An 18,284-nucleotide genomic window follows, 5' to 3' on the forward strand; every position below is an offset into this window, starting at 1 on the left:
TATGAAAAAATATATTTTTATACTGCTTACAATTTTTACCATAGGAGCCACAACTTTTGGGGCTACTATAAAAAAATTACCACAATCAAAATTTGAGGAGGATATGGACTTTAACGGGACTAAATTATCCGATGCTTTAGCATTGATGTCGAAGGTAACGAAAGTAACCATGGTAGCAGATTCAGAGGTTAAAGATGTGGTAATAGATTTATATATAAATAAGGGTCAGCCACTAAGGGAAGTATTGGATATAATAAAGGTAACTAATGGGTTAGAAGAGGTATATATAGGAAAAATTATTATGCTGACTAAGACAGGTAAGGGTGCCACCACATTGATGGGAAAAATAGAAGGGGGCAGTAATCAAGGTTTGACTGGAGTGAGAGTAACCTTGGTAGACAGCGGATATAAACCTATAAGAACAGAGGCCGGAGGAGTATTTATCTATGATAATATAAGACCTGGTGTTTATATATTAAAATTGGAAAAAAATGGGTATGCTACATCTAGTGAGGTAGTAGATATTAAGCAAAACAAGATCACCAATATAGATATAATGTTAGATAAGAAAAATAAAGAAGGGTTAGTTGTAGCTAAAAAAGAAGAAGGTATTAGAGAAAAAGAGTTAGGAAGTACTAAAACACTCGATGGAGTAGAAGTTATTACAGAAAGGATCCAGCTTAAACATGGCTTTGCTGAGGATATAAAGGGGGTGGTTGATTCTATCTTAGGAGAAACTCTGGGAGTAACTGCATTTCCAAAATTGCATATGTTGGTATTAAAGGGTGATAAAGATAATATCGATACAGCTAAAAAGTTGATAGACGATATGGACCGTCCTGTAAAACAAGTAAGGATAACTGCCCAGGTATTGGATACAACCGATAATTTATTTGAAGACCTTGGATTTAACTGGTTATTTTCTAGTAAAGATAGCGATATAAATAAAGCTCAAGGTACGGAAGGAGGGAGTATAGGGTTACTTCCAGCTAACGCACTTGGAGTTGTCAGTGGGTCTAGTGCTATAAGTTTTGTAGATATATTTAATGACGGAAAGAATCTATTGAACCTTTCAATAAGTCTTTTGCAAAACACTGAGGATTTATCGATCTCTTCTGTACCTTCTGTAGTTATTGTAAATGGTGAATTAGCTGAATTTAAAGTCACAGAAGAGGTAATAGTAGGAGAAAAAGAGGAATCTGATGATGATAATAATAGGGTAAAGGAACCTATATTTGAGGAAGCAGGAACAATCTTTACTGTAACTCCTACAATAAGAGAAGGGTTAGACGAACCCGATACAATAATTCTTGAAATTAGTTCTGAGGTCAGTGATTTTAAATTAACTAAATCAGGTACTTATAATGATAAAGGTGGTTCAAAGATACAGAGTAATATCTCAACAAAGGTACAAGTACAGGATGGAGATGTAATCTTTATAGGTGGATTAAAGAAAACAACGGTAAAAGAAACTATAAATAAGGTACCTATCTTAGGGGATATTCCTATGCTAGGAACTTTATTTAGAAATACTGCAACTACAAATAATGTCAGACAGGTATATATTCAAATAACTGCTGAGATAGTTGATAAAGATAACCAAAATAAGGAAATAGATTTAAACATATTCAAAGAAAATCCAGCAACGACAGGAAAATTGAAAAGAATCTATCCTAAATTTAAAAAGTCAGAAGAAGAGGGGATAGATCTTTAGATTGAGATTAAATTTTTCAAAAAAGAATATGAGGTAAAAAAAGATACTACTCCTAATTTTAGGAGTGGTATCTTTTTTTATGATCTTTTATAGTAGCTCTATTCCTTTTTCTCTGCACTCCTCAATGATATGAGCAGGCCATGAAGATGATTGAACTTCTCCAATATGGGCTTTTTCTAAGAAAAACATACAGATTCTAGATTGTCCAATTCCCCCACCGACTGTAAAAGGTAGTTTTTCTTCAAGAAGAGATTTGTGGAAATCCATCTCTTTCTTCCACATAGTATCTGTCTTTTCTAATTGCTCAAGAAGAGCTTTTTTATCTACTCTGATACCCATAGAAGATAGCTCTAAAGATCTATCCAAAATAGAGTTCCAGAATAATATATCTCCATTCAATGACCAATCATCGTAGTCCGGAGCACGGCCATCGTGACGATCTCCAGAAGGAAGGATATCTCCAATTCCAATGATAAATACAGCACCATATTCTTTAGTTATGGCATGCTCCCTTTCTTTAGGAGTAAGTTCAGGATATTTTTCTTCTAATTCAACAGCTGTGATATAGTGTATTTTTTCAGGTAAGCCAAGAGTAAGAACTGGATATTCTCTCTTTATATAGCTTTCTGTTTTTTTAAATGCTTTATAGATTCTATCAACGATATCTTTAAGTTTTGGGATACCTCTTTCCTCTTCTAAAATTATCTTTTCCCAATCCCATTGATCTACATATAGAGAATGGATTTCAGAAAGATCTTCATGTTTTCTGATGGCATTCATATCGGCATATAAACCTGTATGAGGTTCAAATCCGTATCTGTATAAAGCCATTCTTTTCCATTTTGCAAGTGAATGAACTATCTCTAACCTTTCTTCATGTTCAGTTGAGAAAGCAACTGCTTTTTCAATTCCGTTTAGATCATCGTTTAATCCAGATGTAGCTTTAACAAATAGGGGTGCTGAAACTCTAGTTAGGTTAAGTTCATAAGCTAATGAGCTTTCAAAAAAATCTTTAAGTTTTTTGATTGCTACCTCTGTTTCTAATAGTGATAATTTACTTTCGTACTTGTCTGTTGTTTTTTTCATAGTTGTCCTCCTGAGTTTATTTGTTTGAGATTATTAGAATATAAAGGTTAAATAAATTAAAAAAACCATCAAAGCATAATTGCCTTGATGGTTTCCCTTATAGTTTCATTGAGGGGTTCTAGGCATTTGCATCTTGTTTTATCACAAAATGGATTTGCCTAAAGATAACTAAATGCTATCTAATATACAAATCCCCTCATATTATTATTATTATTTTTAGAAATTACAGTTAATTTAAACATAATCTTGCTCCTTATAATCTATTTGTAAGAAGTATAAACTATTTTTTATATTATGTCAATAATAAATATTGTGGTGCTGAAAAAATGGTACTTTATTAAAATTTAGTTTCTAAAACAACCTCTAGTATAAGGGATAATTGTTTTTAATAACATATTGTGGTATACTTTATAAGTTAAAGTCTTGAATTTTAAAGGGATATACTACTATAAAATCAAGAAAATATAAAAAAATGAACAATAGATATTGTAAAAAAATAAAGTTGTAGGAAGGGATGAATAGATGTTTAAAAAATTAGATGAAGTAGCAAAAAAATATGACGAATTAAATGCATTATTAGCAACTCCAGAAGTAGCGACAGATCACAAGAGAATGATCGAATACAATAAAGCTATCAATGATATGGAAGAGATTGTATTGAAATACAAGGAATACAGAGGGTACTTAGAAGAGTTAGAATTCATCAAAGTAAATTTAAAAGATGAAAAAGATGACGAGATGAAAGAGATGATGTTAGAGGAAAAATCAGAGATCGAAGAAAAATTACCTGAAATGGAAGAGGATATGAAAATATTATTACTTCCAAAGGACCCTAACGATGATAAAAACGTAATCGTAGAGATCAGAGGTGGAGCAGGTGGAGATGAGGCTGCTTTATTCGCTGGAGACATTTTCAGAATGTATAGTAGATATGCAGAGAGAAGAAAATGGAAGATAGAGATAATGGAAAAAAATGAAATTGGTGTAGGTGGATTAAAAGAGGTAATCTTCTTAATAAAGGGTCAAGGAGCTTACTCTAGATTAAAATTTGAATCAGGAGTACATAGAGTACAAAGAGTACCTGCTACAGAGGGATCAGGAAGAATCCATACTTCTACAATCACAGTTGCAATCTTACCTGAAATAGATGACGTTACACAAGTTGATATCAAAACATCTGACCTTAAGATAGATACATATAGATCAGGAGGATCAGGAGGTCAGCACGTTAACACTACTGACTCAGCAGTAAGAATCACTCATATGCCTACTGGAACTGTTGTTCAATGTCAAGATGGTAGATCACAATTAAAAAATAGAGAACAAGCTATGAAATTATTAGCAGCTAAATTATTTGAATCTGAAGTTGAAAAGCAAAGATCAGAAGTAGAAGGAAACAGAAAGTTACAAGTAGGAACTGGTGCTAGATCTGAAAAAATTAGAACATATAACTTCCCACAAGGAAGAGTAACAGATCATAGAATCAAACTTACTCTTCATAGGTTAGACTATATCTTAGATGGAGACATAGATGAGATAATCGATGGATTAATCACATTTGATCAAGCAGATCAATTACAAAGTATGGTAGATTAATGAAAAATCTACTCGATATATTGAGATGGAGTGAGGAGTATTTTAAAAAATACTCCTTTTCTAAACCTAGATTAGAAGCAGAGAAGGTAATATCCCATGTATTATCCATCGATAGGATATTACTCTATGCAGAATATGACAGACCTCTTATAGATGATGAGAGGGTTAGGATTAAAAAATACATATTACAGATGATAAAGAAAAAAATAGGGTTTGATGAACTCCTAAAAGAAGAAAAAATAGAGTGTAAAAAAAGTGAAAGTGATAAAACAGTCACAGATTTAGATAGGGATAAGATTGAAAAAACTTACAGAAAAGAATTTTTAGACCTTCTGACTAAAAGTATAGTATATCTAAAAAAACATGGATCTAAGGAAGCAAAATTAGATGCAGAACATGTATTTAGTTATATTTTAAAGGTTTCTAGGATGGAGATGACCTTAAAATTTGAAAGAGTTATAACAGAGGCAGAAAAAAAAGAAATTCGAGAGATGCTGGTAGAGATAGGGAAAAATAAGAGGCCTCTCCAATATGTTTTGGGGTTTGAGGAGTTTTATGGTTATAAATTTTATGTAGATGAATCTGTACTAATTCCACGATCTGAAACTGAATTATTGGTAGAAAGATGTATAAAATTAATGGATGGAATAGAGGAACCCAAGATATTAGATATAGGCAGTGGTAGTGGCGCTATATCGATAACTTTAGGAAAGGAACTTCCTAAATCCATGGTTTTAGGAGTAGATATTAGTGAGAAAGCTTTGGCTGTAGCCAAGAAAAATAAGTTAGAAAATAATGCTGCTAATGTAAAATTTATTAAATCTGATGTATTAAGGGATGTAGAATATAATAAATTTAATTTGATAGTTTCTAATCCGCCATATATACCTGACTATGAATATGAAGTCTTAGAGGAAAAGGTTTTAAAATATGAACCTAAATTAGCTTTGACTGCTCCTAATAATGGTTTATATTTTTATGAGAAAATCACTAAAAATGCCCCTGATCACCTAGTTAAAGGTGGATATTTGGCTTTTGAAATTGGGTATAATCAAGGAGAAGCTGTAAAAAAAATAATGGAAAAAAATGATTTTTTGAATGTAGAAGTATATTATGATTATGCAGAACACGAAAGAATGGTAATTGGAAAACTTAACAGGTAACACAAGATTATTTTGTTGTGGATAAACTAAATTTGGTTTATTCTAATTATTATTTTGGGTCTCAAAGGCTTTGGAATTTAATTATCCATTATTAGTCGGCTTATAGCCGTCAAGGGGGAATATTATGGGAGAGATAAGGTTTGACGATTTAGAGGATGTTAAGCGATTTATAAGGGAAATATTTTACGGTAAGGATGAGGAAAGAAATGACCAAAATGAACCTCCAAAGGGAGAAGATCCCAGGGGAAGAAGACCAAGAAAATCATCTAGAAACCATATAAAGGGTGGATTAGGGGGAATAATAATAATATTATCTCTTATTTTTCTGGGAACCGGTGTATACCAAGTGGGACCAGATGAAGAAGCGGTACTTCTTAGATTTGGAAAATATTCTAAAACTGTAGGACCTGGGATGCATTGGTATTTTCCTAGCCCAATTGGGAAAAGGTATGTTGTAAAAACAACAAAAGTTTATAGAGTGGAGATAGGATTTGAAACTGTTGAGGCTGGACCACCTGCAAGGTATCAAAATATTCCAGAGGAATCGTTGATGTTTACAGGGGACGAAAATATGATTGATGTTGATTTTAGTGTTCAGTACAAGATCAGTAACTTAAAAGATTATATATTCAATGTAAGAGACCAATATGAAACGATAAAGAGTGCATCTGAATCTGCTCTTAGACAGGTTGTTGGAAGTAAGGGGATAGAAGAAACTCTTACAGTTGGAAAAGAGAGAATTCAAGAAGAGACCCGTGAAAAACTAAAGGAAATATTAGATAGTTACGGAACTGGAATAATGATAATAGGATTGCAACTACAAGATGTAGGACCACCAGAAGAGGTTATGCAAGCTTTTAAAGAAGTAGCTAATGCTCGTGAAGATAGAGCTAGATTTATAAATGAAGCTAATGGATATAGGAACGATATTATTCCAAATGCCCGTGGACAGGCATCTCAAATGATAAATAGAGCGGAAGCTTATAAGGAAAAAAGAATTAAAGAATCTCAAGGGGATGTAGCAAAATTTATAAAATTAAGTGAAAAATATTCATTGGGTAAAGAGGTTACTAAAACAAGAATGTATCTAGAAACTATGGAAAAAACAATGCCTGGTATTGAAAAAATAATAGTCGATCCTGAATTAAAAGGAAGTGTTTTAAACTTAATTGGAGGAGGTGTGGGAACTAATGAAAAAACTAATAATTAGTATCTTAGCAATAGTTGTGATAGTATCATCTACATCTTTATTTCAAGTTTCAGAGGTTGAAAATGCCGTTGTAATCAGGTTGGGAAAACCTAAAAGAGTGGTAACGGAACCTGGGTTATATGGAAAAGTTCCGTTTATTGATGATGTCAGATATTTTGATAAAAGGTTATTAAACTATGATGCGGCACCTAAGGGAATTATAATTAAAGAAAAGAAAAGTATAGTAATAGATAACTATGCCAGATGGAAGATTGCTGATCCCCTATTATTTTTACAGAGTGTACAAAATATAGCAGGAGCTCAGGCCAGATTAGATGATATTGTATATTCTGAACTTAGAAGAGAGATGGGGAAATATACTTTATCTGAAATAATATCTTCAAAGAGAGATATTATCATGGAAAACGTAACTGAAGAGAGTAAAAAAATAGCTAAATCTTCAGGAATTGATATAATAGATGTAAGGATAAAAAGGGTTGAATTACCTAAAGAAAATGAACAAAATATCTATAAAAGGATGGAGGCTGAAAGAAATCAGCAGGCTAAGAAATATAGAGCTGAAGGAAGGGAAAAAGCCCTGGAAATCACCTCTCAAGCTGATCAGGAAAAAACTATAATATTAGCAGAAGCTTATAGAAAATCTGAGGAATTAAAGGGTGAGGGAGATGCAAAAGCCCTGGAAATATATGCAGATGCATATAACAGAGATCCTGAATTTTATAAATTTATGAAAACATTGGAATCCTATGAGAAGATTATGGATAATAAAACTAAGGTGATATTATCTACAGATTCAGAATTATGGAAGATGTTACAAACAAAATAACTCTTTCCTCGTTGGCGTTTTCCCTTCGTAAGGGAAAACTAACGCTAGATATTTTAGCTTTAGTTTCTTTTGCGAAGAGAAACTATAAAAAGGAAGAGTCAAAAAAGAGGTATAGAAATTGGATAAGAAAAAAGAAGAGATTAAAGAGGAAATATTACTGTCAGATTATGACTATCATCTACCGGAGGAATTGATAGGGCAGACTCCTACAATGCCCAGGGATCACTCTAGATTGTTGGTTGTAGATAAAACTAAAAAAGAGATAGAGCACAAAAGATTTTATAATATTTTAGACTATCTAAATGAGGGAGATGTGCTTGTTCGAAACTCTACTAAGGTAATTCCTGCAAGACTTATAGGTAAAAAAGAAAGTGGAGCAGTGATGGAAGTATTTTTACTGAAAAGGCTGGAATTAAATAGGTGGGAATGCTTGGTAAGACGTGCTAAGAAATTAAAATTAGATCAAACTATAATATTTGGTGACGGTCAATTAAAGGCTACTTTAAAAGAGGTAAAGGATGATGGAAATAGGATCTTGGAATTTACTTTTGATGGAGTTTTTGAAGAGATTATCCATGAATTAGGGCAGATGCCATTACCGCCATATATTACAGAAAAATTAGAAGATGGAGATAGGTATCAGACTGTTTATGCTGAAAAAGGTGAATCTGTAGCAGCTCCTACTGCTGGACTTCATTTTACCGAGGAATTATTTGAAAAAATAGCCCAAAAAGGTGTAGAGATAGTAGATGTATATTTAGAAGTTGGACTGGGAACATTCAGACCTGTTCAAACTGAAAATGTATTGGAACATAAAATGCATTCTGAAACTTTTGAAGTGCCAGAAAAAACAGCAGAAGTTGTTAATAGAGCAAAGAAAGAAGGTAGAAGAGTAGTTGCAGTAGGAACAACTTCTGTAAGAACATTGGAATCAGCTACGGATAGTTCTGGGAAACTAATAGCAACTTCTGGAGATACAGAGATCTTTATATATCCAGGATATGAGTTTAAAATAGTAGATGCATTAATTACAAACTTTCATCTACCTAAATCAACACTGCTTATGTTGGTTTCGGCACTATCTGAAAAAGATTTTATGTTCAGTGTCTATGAGGAAGCTGTAAAAGAAAAATATGAATTCTTTAGTTTTGGAGATGCCATGTTTATATACTAATTATAGCGATAACTCGTTTTATGATTAGATTTAAAATTATCAAAATAAAAATATAGAAAGAGGTAATAAAAATATGAGAATAATAGCAGGAAGTGCTAAGGGTAAAAACATAAAATGTAGAGATGGATTTGATACCAGACCAACTACAGATAGGGTAAAGGAATCATTATTTTCAATGATTGCTCCCTATATAGATGGGGCTAAAGTATTGGATTTATTCAGTGGAACTGGGAATATAGCTTTGGAGGCAATAAGCCGTGGAGCTTCAAGAGCTGTAATGATAGAGAAGGAAAAAGATGCACTTAGAGTGATCATAGAGAATGTAAATAATCTAGGATTTGAAGATCAGTGTAGAGCGTATAAGAACGAAACTTTAAGAGCTATTACAATTTTAGGGAAAAAAAGAGAAAAATTTGATATTATATTTTTAGATCCCCCATATAAAGATAATGTATGTGCTAAGGTGATTGAAAAGATATCGGAAACTGGGATATTAGCTGAAAATGGATTAATAATAGCGGAGCACCATATATTAGAAGATATGGAAGAAACAGTAGCTGAATTTAAAAAAGCTGATGAAAGAAGATACGGAAAAAAAGAATTGAGTTTTTATACTAGATAAATATCTATAGATATCTGAAAAAAAGAGAGAAAGTTTTATAAAAACTTTCCTCTTTTTTGATTTTTTGGTAGAGTGTTTCTTATTTACATAAAATTATGTTTTTTAAGAAAACAACTGTATTTTTTATCTTACTTAAGAAATGTTTAGTCGAAAGTGTTATTTATTTGTTATTTAATCTGCATTTTTAGTATCAAAATAATTAAATCACAATATTATTTGTTGACAAAATGTTCTGTATGCGGTATAAATATGTGTAAATTAAATATCCTGAAGAGAAAAAGAGAGGAGGAGATGACTAGCTGATTAGCTAGTCCTCTCTTTTATTTTTTTTTTGAAATATTGCTTTGAGAATAGCTTAACAAAGTAAGAAGGGAAAAAAATATAGGGGGAAAGAAAGATGAGTAATTTTTTTAAATCGGTAGGAGGAGCAATTGGTGTTGATACTAAAAATGTAGATAAGGAATACACCAGATATAAGTGGCAGGTATTTATTACAATATTTGTAGGTTATGCAATTTTTTATATAACAAGAAAAAACCTTTCATTTGCAAAACCATACTTGATTGAACAACTGGGATATACTAAATTGCAAGTTGGTGCTATAGCAGCTGGGATGCCTTTAGCCTACGGATTCGGAAAATTTATTATGGGGGGAGTATCAGATAAAATGAATCCTAGATATTTTATGGGATTCGGACTTATTTTGGCAGGAATAGTGAATATTATGTTTGGAAGTGTTCATAGTATTGTAGCTTTTACCGTTCTTTGGACTATAAATGGATGGGTTCAATCTATGGGATGGCCTCCATGTGGAAAAACAATGAAAGTTTGGTTTTCTGATAAGGAGAGAGGAACATGGATGTCTGTTTGGAATACTGCTCATAATGTAGGAGCTATGCTGATTCCATTTGTAGTAATAATAGGAGTAAGTATGTTTTCAGGAAGCTGGAGAGGACTATTTTTCCTACCAGGAATCATATCTATAATAGCAGGTATTTTGACAATGGTATTCTTGAGAGATAAACCTGAATCATTGGGGTTACCATCTGTGAGAGAGTATCATGGAGAAGTTGTAAAGGAAGAAGTAAAGATTAAAAGCAAGAGAAGTTCTAAACAAATATTTGTAGAAGATATTTTAAAAAATAAAGTTCTTTGGTCTTTAGCACTATCAAATGCATTTATCTATTTTCTTAGATATGGAACATTGGATTGGATCTCTGTATACTTAGTTCAATACAAGGGAATTAATATGAAAGATGCAGGATTCTCATTTTTCATGTTTGAATTTGCAGCAATACCAGGAACTATCTTATTGGGATGGGTATCAGATAAAGTTTTCAAAGGTAGAAGAACTCCTTTAATTATGTTATGTTTATTACTGTCAGCAGTATTAGTAACAACTTATTGGATGACCGACAATATGATAATAATAAATATCGCAATTTCATTAATAGGAGCTTTAATCTATTTCCCAGTAGCAGCTATAGGTATAGCAGCGGTGGATATTGCCAAAGATGACAGTGCGGGAATGTCAGCAGGATGGACAGGACTATTTGGTTACTTTATAGGAGCAACAGGATCTGAATTAGGTGTAGGTTATGTTTTAGATAACTATTCATGGAACGTATATTTTATAATGTTGATAGCTTCAGCGATAATAGCTATGCTACTTCTAATACCTGCATGGAACTCAGGTAAAAAGAACTAGAAAAATTAGAAAGTATAGGTAGCTCCTAAACCTACCATACTAGAATTGCTCCCTTTTACAAGGGGGCTTTTTTTTATGTTGTCTGAAAGAGTCTCTATATAATAATATGAAAATAAATCGATATTTCGACTCAAACTATAGGCTATTACAGTGGTGAATCTTATTGCACTACCAAATCCATCTATATTATGAGATGGGATTTTAGAATCAGTGGATATAGAGGTACCAAAATATCGATTGGTGTAGGAATTACTCATAATTTCATAACTTAAAAAACCAAGGACAATAATTTTTTTAAAGGGAATACCTCCTAGAATTCCTATAGATGCTGTATTTTCATCACTGTTTCCACGAATATTATGATTGATTCCACCAGTTAAAAAAACATAGCCCAATTCATAACTTCCACCTACTCCCAGCATAATGGGATTATTTTCGTCGGAAAGATCTTTTAGATAGGAATTAAAATCTTCATCTGTATGACCGGCAAATCTATACTCAGCAGTAAAGTTTAAATTTAATTTATCACCTTCATAGAAGGTATAACCATTATAGATACCTCCAAAGGTATAAAAATTATTGTATTTAGCATTTATTAGCGGGACTACAGTGGAATAGGAAGATTTATCCTCTAACCGTGGCTCAATAGCTGATGCGGCAAAACCAAGGGAAATAAATTTTTCTCTTTTTTTGTCTTTTTCCTCTGACATTCCTCTAATGAATGCATAGTTATTGGCCCCATCTTTATCTATATACACCATGACACGATTAACGGCAGGGTCTAAAAAAGATATAGAAAAACTTCTTATAGAGATAAAAAATATTAAAGTAATCAAATCAAATTTTTTCATATTTACAACTCCCATTATATATTTATAGTTTGCCTAATAAAATTAGGACTGAATTAAAAACATCCGATTAAGTTATTGAGATATCTATAGCTTAATCGGATGTTTGATTTAGCTAAAGGTATTAGAATAACTGAGCTAAAATCTAAAAGCTTATTGTAATATAGTTTATCATAAAATTAGAATAAAAAAATTAAAATATATATTATAGTTTAGTATTGTATAATAAGAATAAGGACATAAAATTAGGAGTATTTACATATGAGATTTTTAATAACTGGGGACTTTTTTAAAAATGTACCTAAGGAAAAGATAAAGCAGGTTAAAGAAAGAATACAGTATTTTTATAGGGAAATATCGGAAAATAAAAAAAAGATATTTGAGATACCCAAGGGGTTTTGGGTGAAAAAACTGAAGGAAAATCTATATGAATTCAGGGTAAATAGCGGCGACAGAGTGTTGTTTGAATTTAAAGATATTAAACGGGCAGGGTATGGAGAAAAAGTATTGGTACTATTATTGTTTTCAACCCATGATCTGGCAGTAAAAAGCGGGATGCGTCAAAATAAAATTGAAAATTCTAAGGTCGAAAAATTAGAGATAGAGAAGAGCTATGAACCTATAGATGAAAGGTTAGAAGAAGATTTAGATATTATATACAATAAGATAAATTCAAAGATTGTATACGAGATCACTTCCGATGAAAACCTTTTGCAGTTTATTCAAAACGAGGATGAATATACATATTATTATCTGAATGATGAGCAGTATGAAATTTTAAACAGTGAATTTCCATTATTTTTAAAAGGAAGTGCTGGAAGTGGGAAAACTACAGTAGCTATTAGAAAAACTCTGGAATTAGAGGAAAGGCAAGATTTAAAGGTGGGCTATATAACATTTACACAGCCTTTGAAGGAAAAAGCCTATGAAATGTATGAAAAGTTTAGAGATCCTAGTTGTGAAAAGATGGTTGAATTTTACTCTTTGGAGGAGTTGTATGAAAAACAATTAAAGGAAAAACCCATGGGCTTAAAAATATTTGAAAAATTTATCTATGAATATAATCCAAAGATTCCTAAAGGTGTTGAACATTTGGAATTATATCAAGAAATTAGAGGAACAATAAAAGGGAGTATGGGGGCTAAAGGGGCAGGAAATTGGAATAGAGATTTAAAACAAGAACTTATACCCCGAGAAGATTATTTGGTATTGAATAAGAAATATACAGTCTATAGTGAAGAAATAAGGAAAGAGATATACAAAGTTGCTATTAGTTATCAAGATTGGCTTGCTGAAAGAGGTTATATGGATGAAAATGACCTAGCTCGAAGAGTGATATTAAATGGTAAAGAAATATTTGATTGTATAATCTGTGATGAGGTACAGGACTTAACAGAGATCGAGATATATATGTTAAAAAACTTGGTAAAAAATGGGGAGAATTTATTGCTGTCTGGAGATATTCACCAAATAATAAATCCAACTTACTTTAGTTTTTCCAGGGTGAAATCACTGTTTTATAAGGATAAATATATTGAGAAGCAGCTGGGGAAAAATTACAGAAGCCAAAAGAAAATAGTAGATTTAGCCAATAAACTAAGTGATCTCAGAGGAGAATATATTGGAAAATTAGGAGAGGACTATAAGGAAGCCTCAATATTAGAAGGGGAAGACGTATATATCTATAAAAAAGATAATGACTTCTTAAAAAAACTAGAAGAAAATACAGCTATAATCTTAGTTCCAACTAATCAAACTAAAGAAGCTCTGAGGATGGAGTTGCCTAAAATAGCTAATAAAATATTGACAGTGCAGGATATAAAAGGGTTGGAATTTGATTCGGTTGTACTCTATAACTTTGCAACAGAACTGAAAAAATATTGGAAGATTATTTTTTCTGGAAGAGCCAAAACAAATCAACTGTATAGATATTATTTTAATCTGCTCTATGTGGGGTTAACTCGTGCTAGAAAAAGACTCCTTCTCATGGAGGAAGATGAAGGGAGTTCTCTATTGAAGGAGTTGAAAGACTATTTGGTTCCCATGACAGTCGAGGGGAAAAGAGATTTTACTCTAAAAAGTGGGGAATTAGATTTTTTGAAAGAGGGAAAAGAATTTTTGAATCAAAAATTATTTTCAGAAGCCATTGCTGCATTTAAAAAAGCAGGAGCTAAAAAATATATAAAGAAAGCTGAAGATGAATTGGCAGCGGATGATTTCTTTAATGAGTATAATCAGGAAAAGACCATAGAGTATATTGTAAATAATGATGATTCGTTATCTCGTTGTTTAGAAAAATATGTAGTAACAGACAGGATAGGAGATTATGCATTTGAAAAAAAATATTATGAAAAAGCAAAAGAATATTATGAAAAAAGTGAAAATTATGAAAAACTTTCACAATTATTTGAGATGGAGGGGGAATTAGAAAAAAGTTTTGAATATGCCATGAAAACAGAGGTAATGCCACTAATAAAAAGATTGAAGGAAGAACTAGAAAAGAATGATGCAGCCTTGGACATAGCCAATGAAGTGAGAGTCTTATCGGATAAAAAAATTAACTCTAAGAAACTTTCTTTGATAGAATTTGAAAATCTAGATAAAAAATATATAATGGGTAAACAGGAAAAAAATATAGGCGATATCCTGGTAATATTAAACGATAGATTTAAGTCTAAAAGTAAAATTTCTAAAAGATATAGTATAAAATCTCCTACTAAACTATTGATCAAACTCTACCATATAGATGGCGGAAAGAATGGAATCAACTATCTGATGGAAAATTATTCCAGCCAATTGAATATAAAAACTATTGTATCTCTTTTGGATGACGGAGATATTATTGAAAAATATATATCCAAGAGTAAGAAAAAACCTAAATTAGATGAGTTGTTACTCCTTGCCTGTGAACATAAGAAGGTAAAAAATGTGAAAAAAATTCTGCAATTAGGAGGGAATGTAGAGACAGAAGCGGAAGATGAAATAACACCATTGATGACAGCTATAAAAAATAAAGATCTAGAGATGGTGAAATTATTGGTAAGTAGCGGTGCTAAATTAGGAGAAAGTGTAGATAAAAAAAATAGAGTAAGAATTACTCCTCTAATTTACTCTATTATAGAGAATGAATTTGATATTTTTAAATATTTAATAGAAAAAGGTACAGATGTCGAGCTGCAAAGTCCTATCTATCACGTAGTAGCTCATGGAAATAAACCCATGGTTAAGGTTTTATTAGATAAAAATGTAAAGCTAGATATTACAGTCCAAGGTTTGACACCTATGTTCTTAAGTATATTATCGAAAGATTTGGAAATAATGAAGATGTTAATAGAAAAAGGTGCCGATCTAGATTATACTGGAGGAGAATTTAGTCCAATGATAAAAATAATACAAAATGATTATTTGGAAGGGATGAAATTATTTTTAGAAAGAGGCTATATATTGAAAGATGAAGATCTTGAAATTTTATCTACGAAAGGTAGTATTGAATTATCAAAACTAGTTTTAATATATAATTTAGGATATAATTATATTGAAAAAATAGAAAAAGATATAACTCGTATAAAAAATAGGCGGGATATAGAAAAAAAGGTGGATCTATTGAAAAAAATAGAGAAAAGGTATGGTTTTAAAAAATACAGAGAAGTAGTAGAAGAGGAGGCATAGGAAATGGCAAAAGCAAATACTTTTGAAGAAAATATAAGTGAGATAGATGAGATAATATCGAAATTAGAGAGTGGGATGGATTTGGATGAATCTATGAAAGAATATGAAAAAGCGATGAAGTTATTGGCTAAATCCGGTGTTATATTGGAAAAAGCAGAGGGAAAGGTAAAGAAAGTAATGGAGAAAAATGGCGAAATAATAATAGAAGATTTTGAGTAGGAGGGGAATTATGAAGGAATACTTAAAGGAAAGAAGGACACTGGTAGATCTAGTTATTGAAGAATATCTAAATGAGATAAAATATCCAAAAGTTATAGCCGAAGGGATGAAATACTCTGTATTGAATGGTGGGAAGAGACTGAGACCTATTTTACTTTTGATGACATTAGATCTATTGGGAGTCCAGGAAAAAAATGGACTGCCTATGAGTGTAGCTATAGAGATGATTCATTCTTATTCATTGGTTCACGATGATCTACCGGCTTTAGATAACGATGATTATCGGAGAGGAAAATTTTCAACCCATAAAAAATTTGGAGAGGCAGAAGCTATATTAATAGGAGATGCACTCCTAACTCACGCCTTTAATTTGATAACTAGAGAAGATCTTGAACCATCTAAAATAGTGGAGATGGTTAAATTGACCTCTAATTATGCAGGGGTAAATGGGATGATCGGCGGACAGATGGTGGATATAGAATCTGAGGAGAAAGAGATAGATCTCCCGACACTACAATATATTCATACTCATAAAACTGGAAAACTATTGATGCTGCCAATAGAGTGTGCTTGTATAATTGCAGGTGCAGAGGCTGAGAAAAGGGAAGTTTTGAAAAAATATGCAGAATTAATAGGGTTAGCTTTCCAGATAAAGGATGATATTTTGGATATCGAGGGAACTTTTGAGGAGATTGGGAAACCAGTAGGAAGCGACAAGGAGCTATTGAAGTCTACCTATCCTTCGATTTTTGGGATGGAAAAAACCAAGGAAATTTTGTCAGAGAAAATAGAAGAGGCTAAGCAAATAATGTTTGATGTCTTCGGGGAAGAGGCAAAATGGCATATGGAATTGGCTGATTATATAGGGAATAGAAGAAAATAGTGCAAGGGATCACAAGCTGTGATCCCTTGTTTTTTTGACAAAAGGTTTGGTGTGAAAACTATATCTAAATCATCAAGAATTAAAATCTTTTAATCTGTTACAGAACACTTATTGTGGTTATTGGACTCTAGAAGAGGTGTATTTTTTTTTTTGAAATATTCCAATTAATTCTTGACGTAATATAAAAAATATGTGAATATATAACTGTGCAAAGATTCACTTAGATGAAAAAATGGATGTATAAACATAGGATGTTTAAATTTAAGGGGGTGAAAATTTAATGAGTATGAAAAAATTCAAGTTTGTTCTAAAAATGGCTGTAGGAGCTCCTTCTAAATCAATTGTAGAGATAGATGAGGAAGTGAAAAGAGGTCAGTGTATAGCTGAACCAATTTCATTAGGATGTAAAATACACTCAAGTGTGAACGGTGTAGTGAAAAAAATAACCGATTCTTATATAGAGATTCAACAAACCGAAGAAAATTCAAATGATTATTTAAAAATAAAAGAATGTGAAAGTATTTCTGAATATGCATTTGAAGCAGGAATAGTAGGATCAGGTGGGGCAGGTTTCCCAAGTCACATTAAATTATCTACAAAATTAAATGGAGGTTATGTATTAGCCAATGCTGCTGAGTGCGAACCTGTATTATCACATAATGTAGAGTTAATGGAGAAAAATCCAGAAATTGTAGTAAAAGGTGTTAAATATGCCATGGAATCTACAGGATCTGAGATGGGTTATATTGCTATGAAGCCTAAGTATCTTAATGCTGCCATGGCTATTGGTAAAGTTTTGAAAAACTATGAAAATATAGAAATAAAATGGTTACCAAATATGTATCCTGCTGGAGATGAAAGAGTAATTGTCAGAGAAGTTCTGGGAATTGAATTACAACCAGGTGAATTACCATCTAAAGCAAATGCTGTAGTATTTAATGTAGAAACTTTAAAGAACTTAGTATTGGCTGTAGAAGATAGAAAACCTGTAATCGACAAAGATATTACAGTAGGTGGAAGAGTTGTAAATGCTGAAAAAGGTAAAGTTTTCTCAGATGTTCCAATTGGAGCAACTGTAAAAGAATATATTGAAAAAAGTGGTGGCTATATACTTCCTTATGGAGAGATAGTTGCTGGAGGTCCATTTACTGGAAGTGCTATAACTGAAGATGCATCAATAACTAAAACTACAGGTGGAATATTAGTGGCAATGCCGTATCCAAAAGATACGAGAAAAGTCGGAATAATCGCTTGTGAATGTGGAGCTGGAGAAGAAAGATTAACTGAAATAGCTCACGGTATGGGTGGAGAAGTAGTCGCGGAAGCCAAGTGTAAGAGGATGGTAGAAGTTAATGGAAGATACAGATGCGATAAGCCGGGAATTTGTCCAGGACAAGCAGAAAAAGTATTATTTTTAAAGAGTCAAGGTGCAGAAGTAATAATAACAGGAACTTGCGAAGACTGAACGAATACAGTAATGACTGTAGCTCCTAGGTTGGGAGTACCTGTATACCATAGCACGGACCACATACTTCGTGGTGCAAGACACAAAATTTATAGAAGTAA

At 32.2% G+C, this 18,284-nt stretch carries 14 protein-coding genes; 12 read left to right on the plus strand and 2 right to left on the minus strand.

Features of this window, described 5'->3' with window-relative positions; genetic code table 11:
- Position 1: 1 nt before the first annotated feature.
- Positions 2 to 1,714, plus strand: a complete 1,713-nt coding sequence (locus K337_RS0101865) for a secretin N-terminal domain-containing protein (RefSeq protein WP_028855072.1) — start codon at positions 2 to 4, stop codon at positions 1,712 to 1,714.
- An 87-nt stretch (positions 1,715 to 1,801) separates the two neighbouring features.
- Here K337_RS0101865 and asnA read toward each other — a convergent pair whose 3' ends face one another.
- Complete coding sequence (gene asnA, locus K337_RS0101870; RefSeq protein ID WP_028855073.1) at positions 1,802 to 2,800, minus strand: aspartate--ammonia ligase; 999 nt, start codon at positions 2,798 to 2,800, stop codon at positions 1,802 to 1,804.
- Positions 2,801 to 3,322: 522 nt separating this feature from the next.
- Here asnA and prfA point away from each other — a divergent pair.
- The 7 genes from prfA to K337_RS17470 all read left to right on the plus strand — a co-directional run bounded on the left by prfA (position 3,323) and on the right by K337_RS17470 (position 11,099).
- On the plus strand, positions 3,323 to 4,396 hold the full coding sequence (gene prfA, locus K337_RS0101875; RefSeq protein ID WP_028855074.1) for a peptide chain release factor 1: 1,074 nt from the start codon (positions 3,323 to 3,325) through the stop codon (positions 4,394 to 4,396).
- Positions 4,396 to 5,559, plus strand: a complete 1,164-nt coding sequence (prmC, locus tag K337_RS0101880; protein WP_037029052.1) for a peptide chain release factor N(5)-glutamine methyltransferase — start codon at positions 4,396 to 4,398, stop codon at positions 5,557 to 5,559. Before prfA ends, prmC begins: the two co-directional genes overlap by 1 nt.
- Before the next feature lie 124 nt (positions 5,560 to 5,683).
- The gene (hflK, locus tag K337_RS17465; RefSeq protein WP_084140761.1) at positions 5,684 to 6,769 is read left to right on the plus strand and encodes an FtsH protease activity modulator HflK; all 1,086 of its coding nucleotides are present in this window, start codon (positions 5,684 to 5,686) and stop codon (positions 6,767 to 6,769) included.
- Positions 6,750 to 7,595, plus strand: coding sequence for a protease modulator HflC (gene hflC / locus K337_RS0101890; protein ID WP_028855076.1), 846 nt, complete (start codon positions 6,750 to 6,752; stop codon positions 7,593 to 7,595). The genes hflK and hflC overlap by 20 nt, the downstream gene beginning before the upstream one ends.
- Before the next feature lie 151 nt (positions 7,596 to 7,746).
- Positions 7,747 to 8,769 (plus strand): tRNA preQ1(34) S-adenosylmethionine ribosyltransferase-isomerase QueA, encoded by a 1,023-nt coding sequence (gene queA, locus K337_RS0101895; RefSeq protein ID WP_028855077.1) that lies wholly within the window; start codon positions 7,747 to 7,749, stop codon positions 8,767 to 8,769.
- A gap of 52 nt (positions 8,770 to 8,821) precedes the next feature.
- Positions 8,822 to 9,391: a 16S rRNA (guanine(966)-N(2))-methyltransferase RsmD gene (gene rsmD / locus K337_RS0101900; protein ID WP_281168334.1), complete on the plus strand. Its 570-nt coding sequence runs from the start codon at positions 8,822 to 8,824 to the stop codon at positions 9,389 to 9,391.
- A gap of 397 nt (positions 9,392 to 9,788) precedes the next feature.
- The gene (locus tag K337_RS17470; protein ID WP_051251563.1) at positions 9,789 to 11,099 is read left to right on the plus strand and encodes an MFS transporter; all 1,311 of its coding nucleotides are present in this window, start codon (positions 9,789 to 9,791) and stop codon (positions 11,097 to 11,099) included.
- 5 nt (positions 11,100 to 11,104) lie between these two features.
- Here the strand turns inward: K337_RS17470 and K337_RS0101910 are convergent, their stop codons facing one another.
- The gene (locus K337_RS0101910; protein WP_028855079.1) at positions 11,105 to 11,950 is read right to left on the minus strand and encodes a MipA/OmpV family protein; all 846 of its coding nucleotides are present in this window, start codon (positions 11,948 to 11,950) and stop codon (positions 11,105 to 11,107) included.
- Positions 11,951 to 12,208: 258 nt separating this feature from the next.
- Here K337_RS0101910 and K337_RS0101915 point away from each other — a divergent pair, with 258 nt between their 5' ends.
- The 4 genes from K337_RS0101915 to prdC all read left to right on the plus strand — a co-directional run bounded on the left by K337_RS0101915 (position 12,209) and on the right by prdC (position 18,183).
- Positions 12,209 to 15,616, plus strand: a complete 3,408-nt coding sequence (locus K337_RS0101915) for an ankyrin repeat domain-containing protein (RefSeq protein ID WP_028855080.1) — start codon at positions 12,209 to 12,211, stop codon at positions 15,614 to 15,616.
- Between the two features lie 3 nt (positions 15,617 to 15,619).
- Positions 15,620 to 15,835, plus strand: coding sequence for an exodeoxyribonuclease VII small subunit (gene xseB / locus K337_RS0101920; RefSeq protein WP_028855081.1), 216 nt, complete (start codon positions 15,620 to 15,622; stop codon positions 15,833 to 15,835).
- Between the two features lie 10 nt (positions 15,836 to 15,845).
- Entirely contained in the window at positions 15,846 to 16,718 is an 873-nt protein-coding gene (locus tag K337_RS0101925; RefSeq protein ID WP_028855082.1) for a polyprenyl synthetase family protein, read from the plus strand.
- Positions 16,719 to 16,998: 280 nt separating this feature from the next.
- A complete protein-coding gene (gene prdC, locus K337_RS0101930; RefSeq protein WP_037029055.1) occupies positions 16,999 to 18,183 on the plus strand; it encodes a proline reductase-associated electron transfer protein PrdC in 1,185 nt (394 codons plus the stop codon).
- The last annotated feature ends 101 nt before the right edge of the window (positions 18,184 to 18,284 follow it).

This window comes from Psychrilyobacter atlanticus DSM 19335 (genome assembly GCF_000426625.1).
GTDB classification, from domain to species: Bacteria; Fusobacteriota; Fusobacteriia; order Fusobacteriales; family Fusobacteriaceae; genus Psychrilyobacter; species Psychrilyobacter atlanticus.

What these genes read in the sequence shown, in the direction of transcription:
- prfA (WP_028855074.1), top strand. Translation starts at nt 3,323, where the DNA reads ATGTTTAAAAAATTAGATGAAGTAGCAAAAAAATATGACGAATTAAAT.
- K337_RS0101925 (WP_028855082.1), top strand. Translation starts at nt 15,846, where the DNA reads ATGAAGGAATACTTAAAGGAAAGAAGGACACTGGTAGATCTAGTTATT.
- hflC (WP_028855076.1), top strand. Translation starts at nt 6,750, where the DNA reads ATGAAAAAACTAATAATTAGTATCTTAGCAATAGTTGTGATAGTATCA.
- K337_RS0101865 (WP_028855072.1), top strand. Translation starts at nt 2, where the DNA reads ATGAAAAAATATATTTTTATACTGCTTACAATTTTTACCATAGGAGCC.
- prdC (WP_037029055.1), top strand. Translation starts at nt 16,999, where the DNA reads ATGAGTATGAAAAAATTCAAGTTTGTTCTAAAAATGGCTGTAGGAGCT.
- K337_RS0101915 (WP_028855080.1), top strand. Translation starts at nt 12,209, where the DNA reads ATGAGATTTTTAATAACTGGGGACTTTTTTAAAAATGTACCTAAGGAA.
- K337_RS17470 (WP_051251563.1), top strand. Translation starts at nt 9,789, where the DNA reads ATGAGTAATTTTTTTAAATCGGTAGGAGGAGCAATTGGTGTTGATACT.
- asnA (WP_028855073.1), bottom strand. Translation starts at nt 2,800, where the DNA reads ATGAAAAAAACAACAGACAAGTACGAAAGTAAATTATCACTATTAGAA.
- hflK (WP_084140761.1), top strand. Translation starts at nt 5,684, where the DNA reads ATGGGAGAGATAAGGTTTGACGATTTAGAGGATGTTAAGCGATTTATA.
- K337_RS0101910 (WP_028855079.1), bottom strand. Translation starts at nt 11,950, where the DNA reads ATGAAAAAATTTGATTTGATTACTTTAATATTTTTTATCTCTATAAGA.
- prmC (WP_037029052.1), top strand. Translation starts at nt 4,396, where the DNA reads ATGAAAAATCTACTCGATATATTGAGATGGAGTGAGGAGTATTTTAAA.
- xseB (WP_028855081.1), top strand. Translation starts at nt 15,620, where the DNA reads ATGGCAAAAGCAAATACTTTTGAAGAAAATATAAGTGAGATAGATGAG.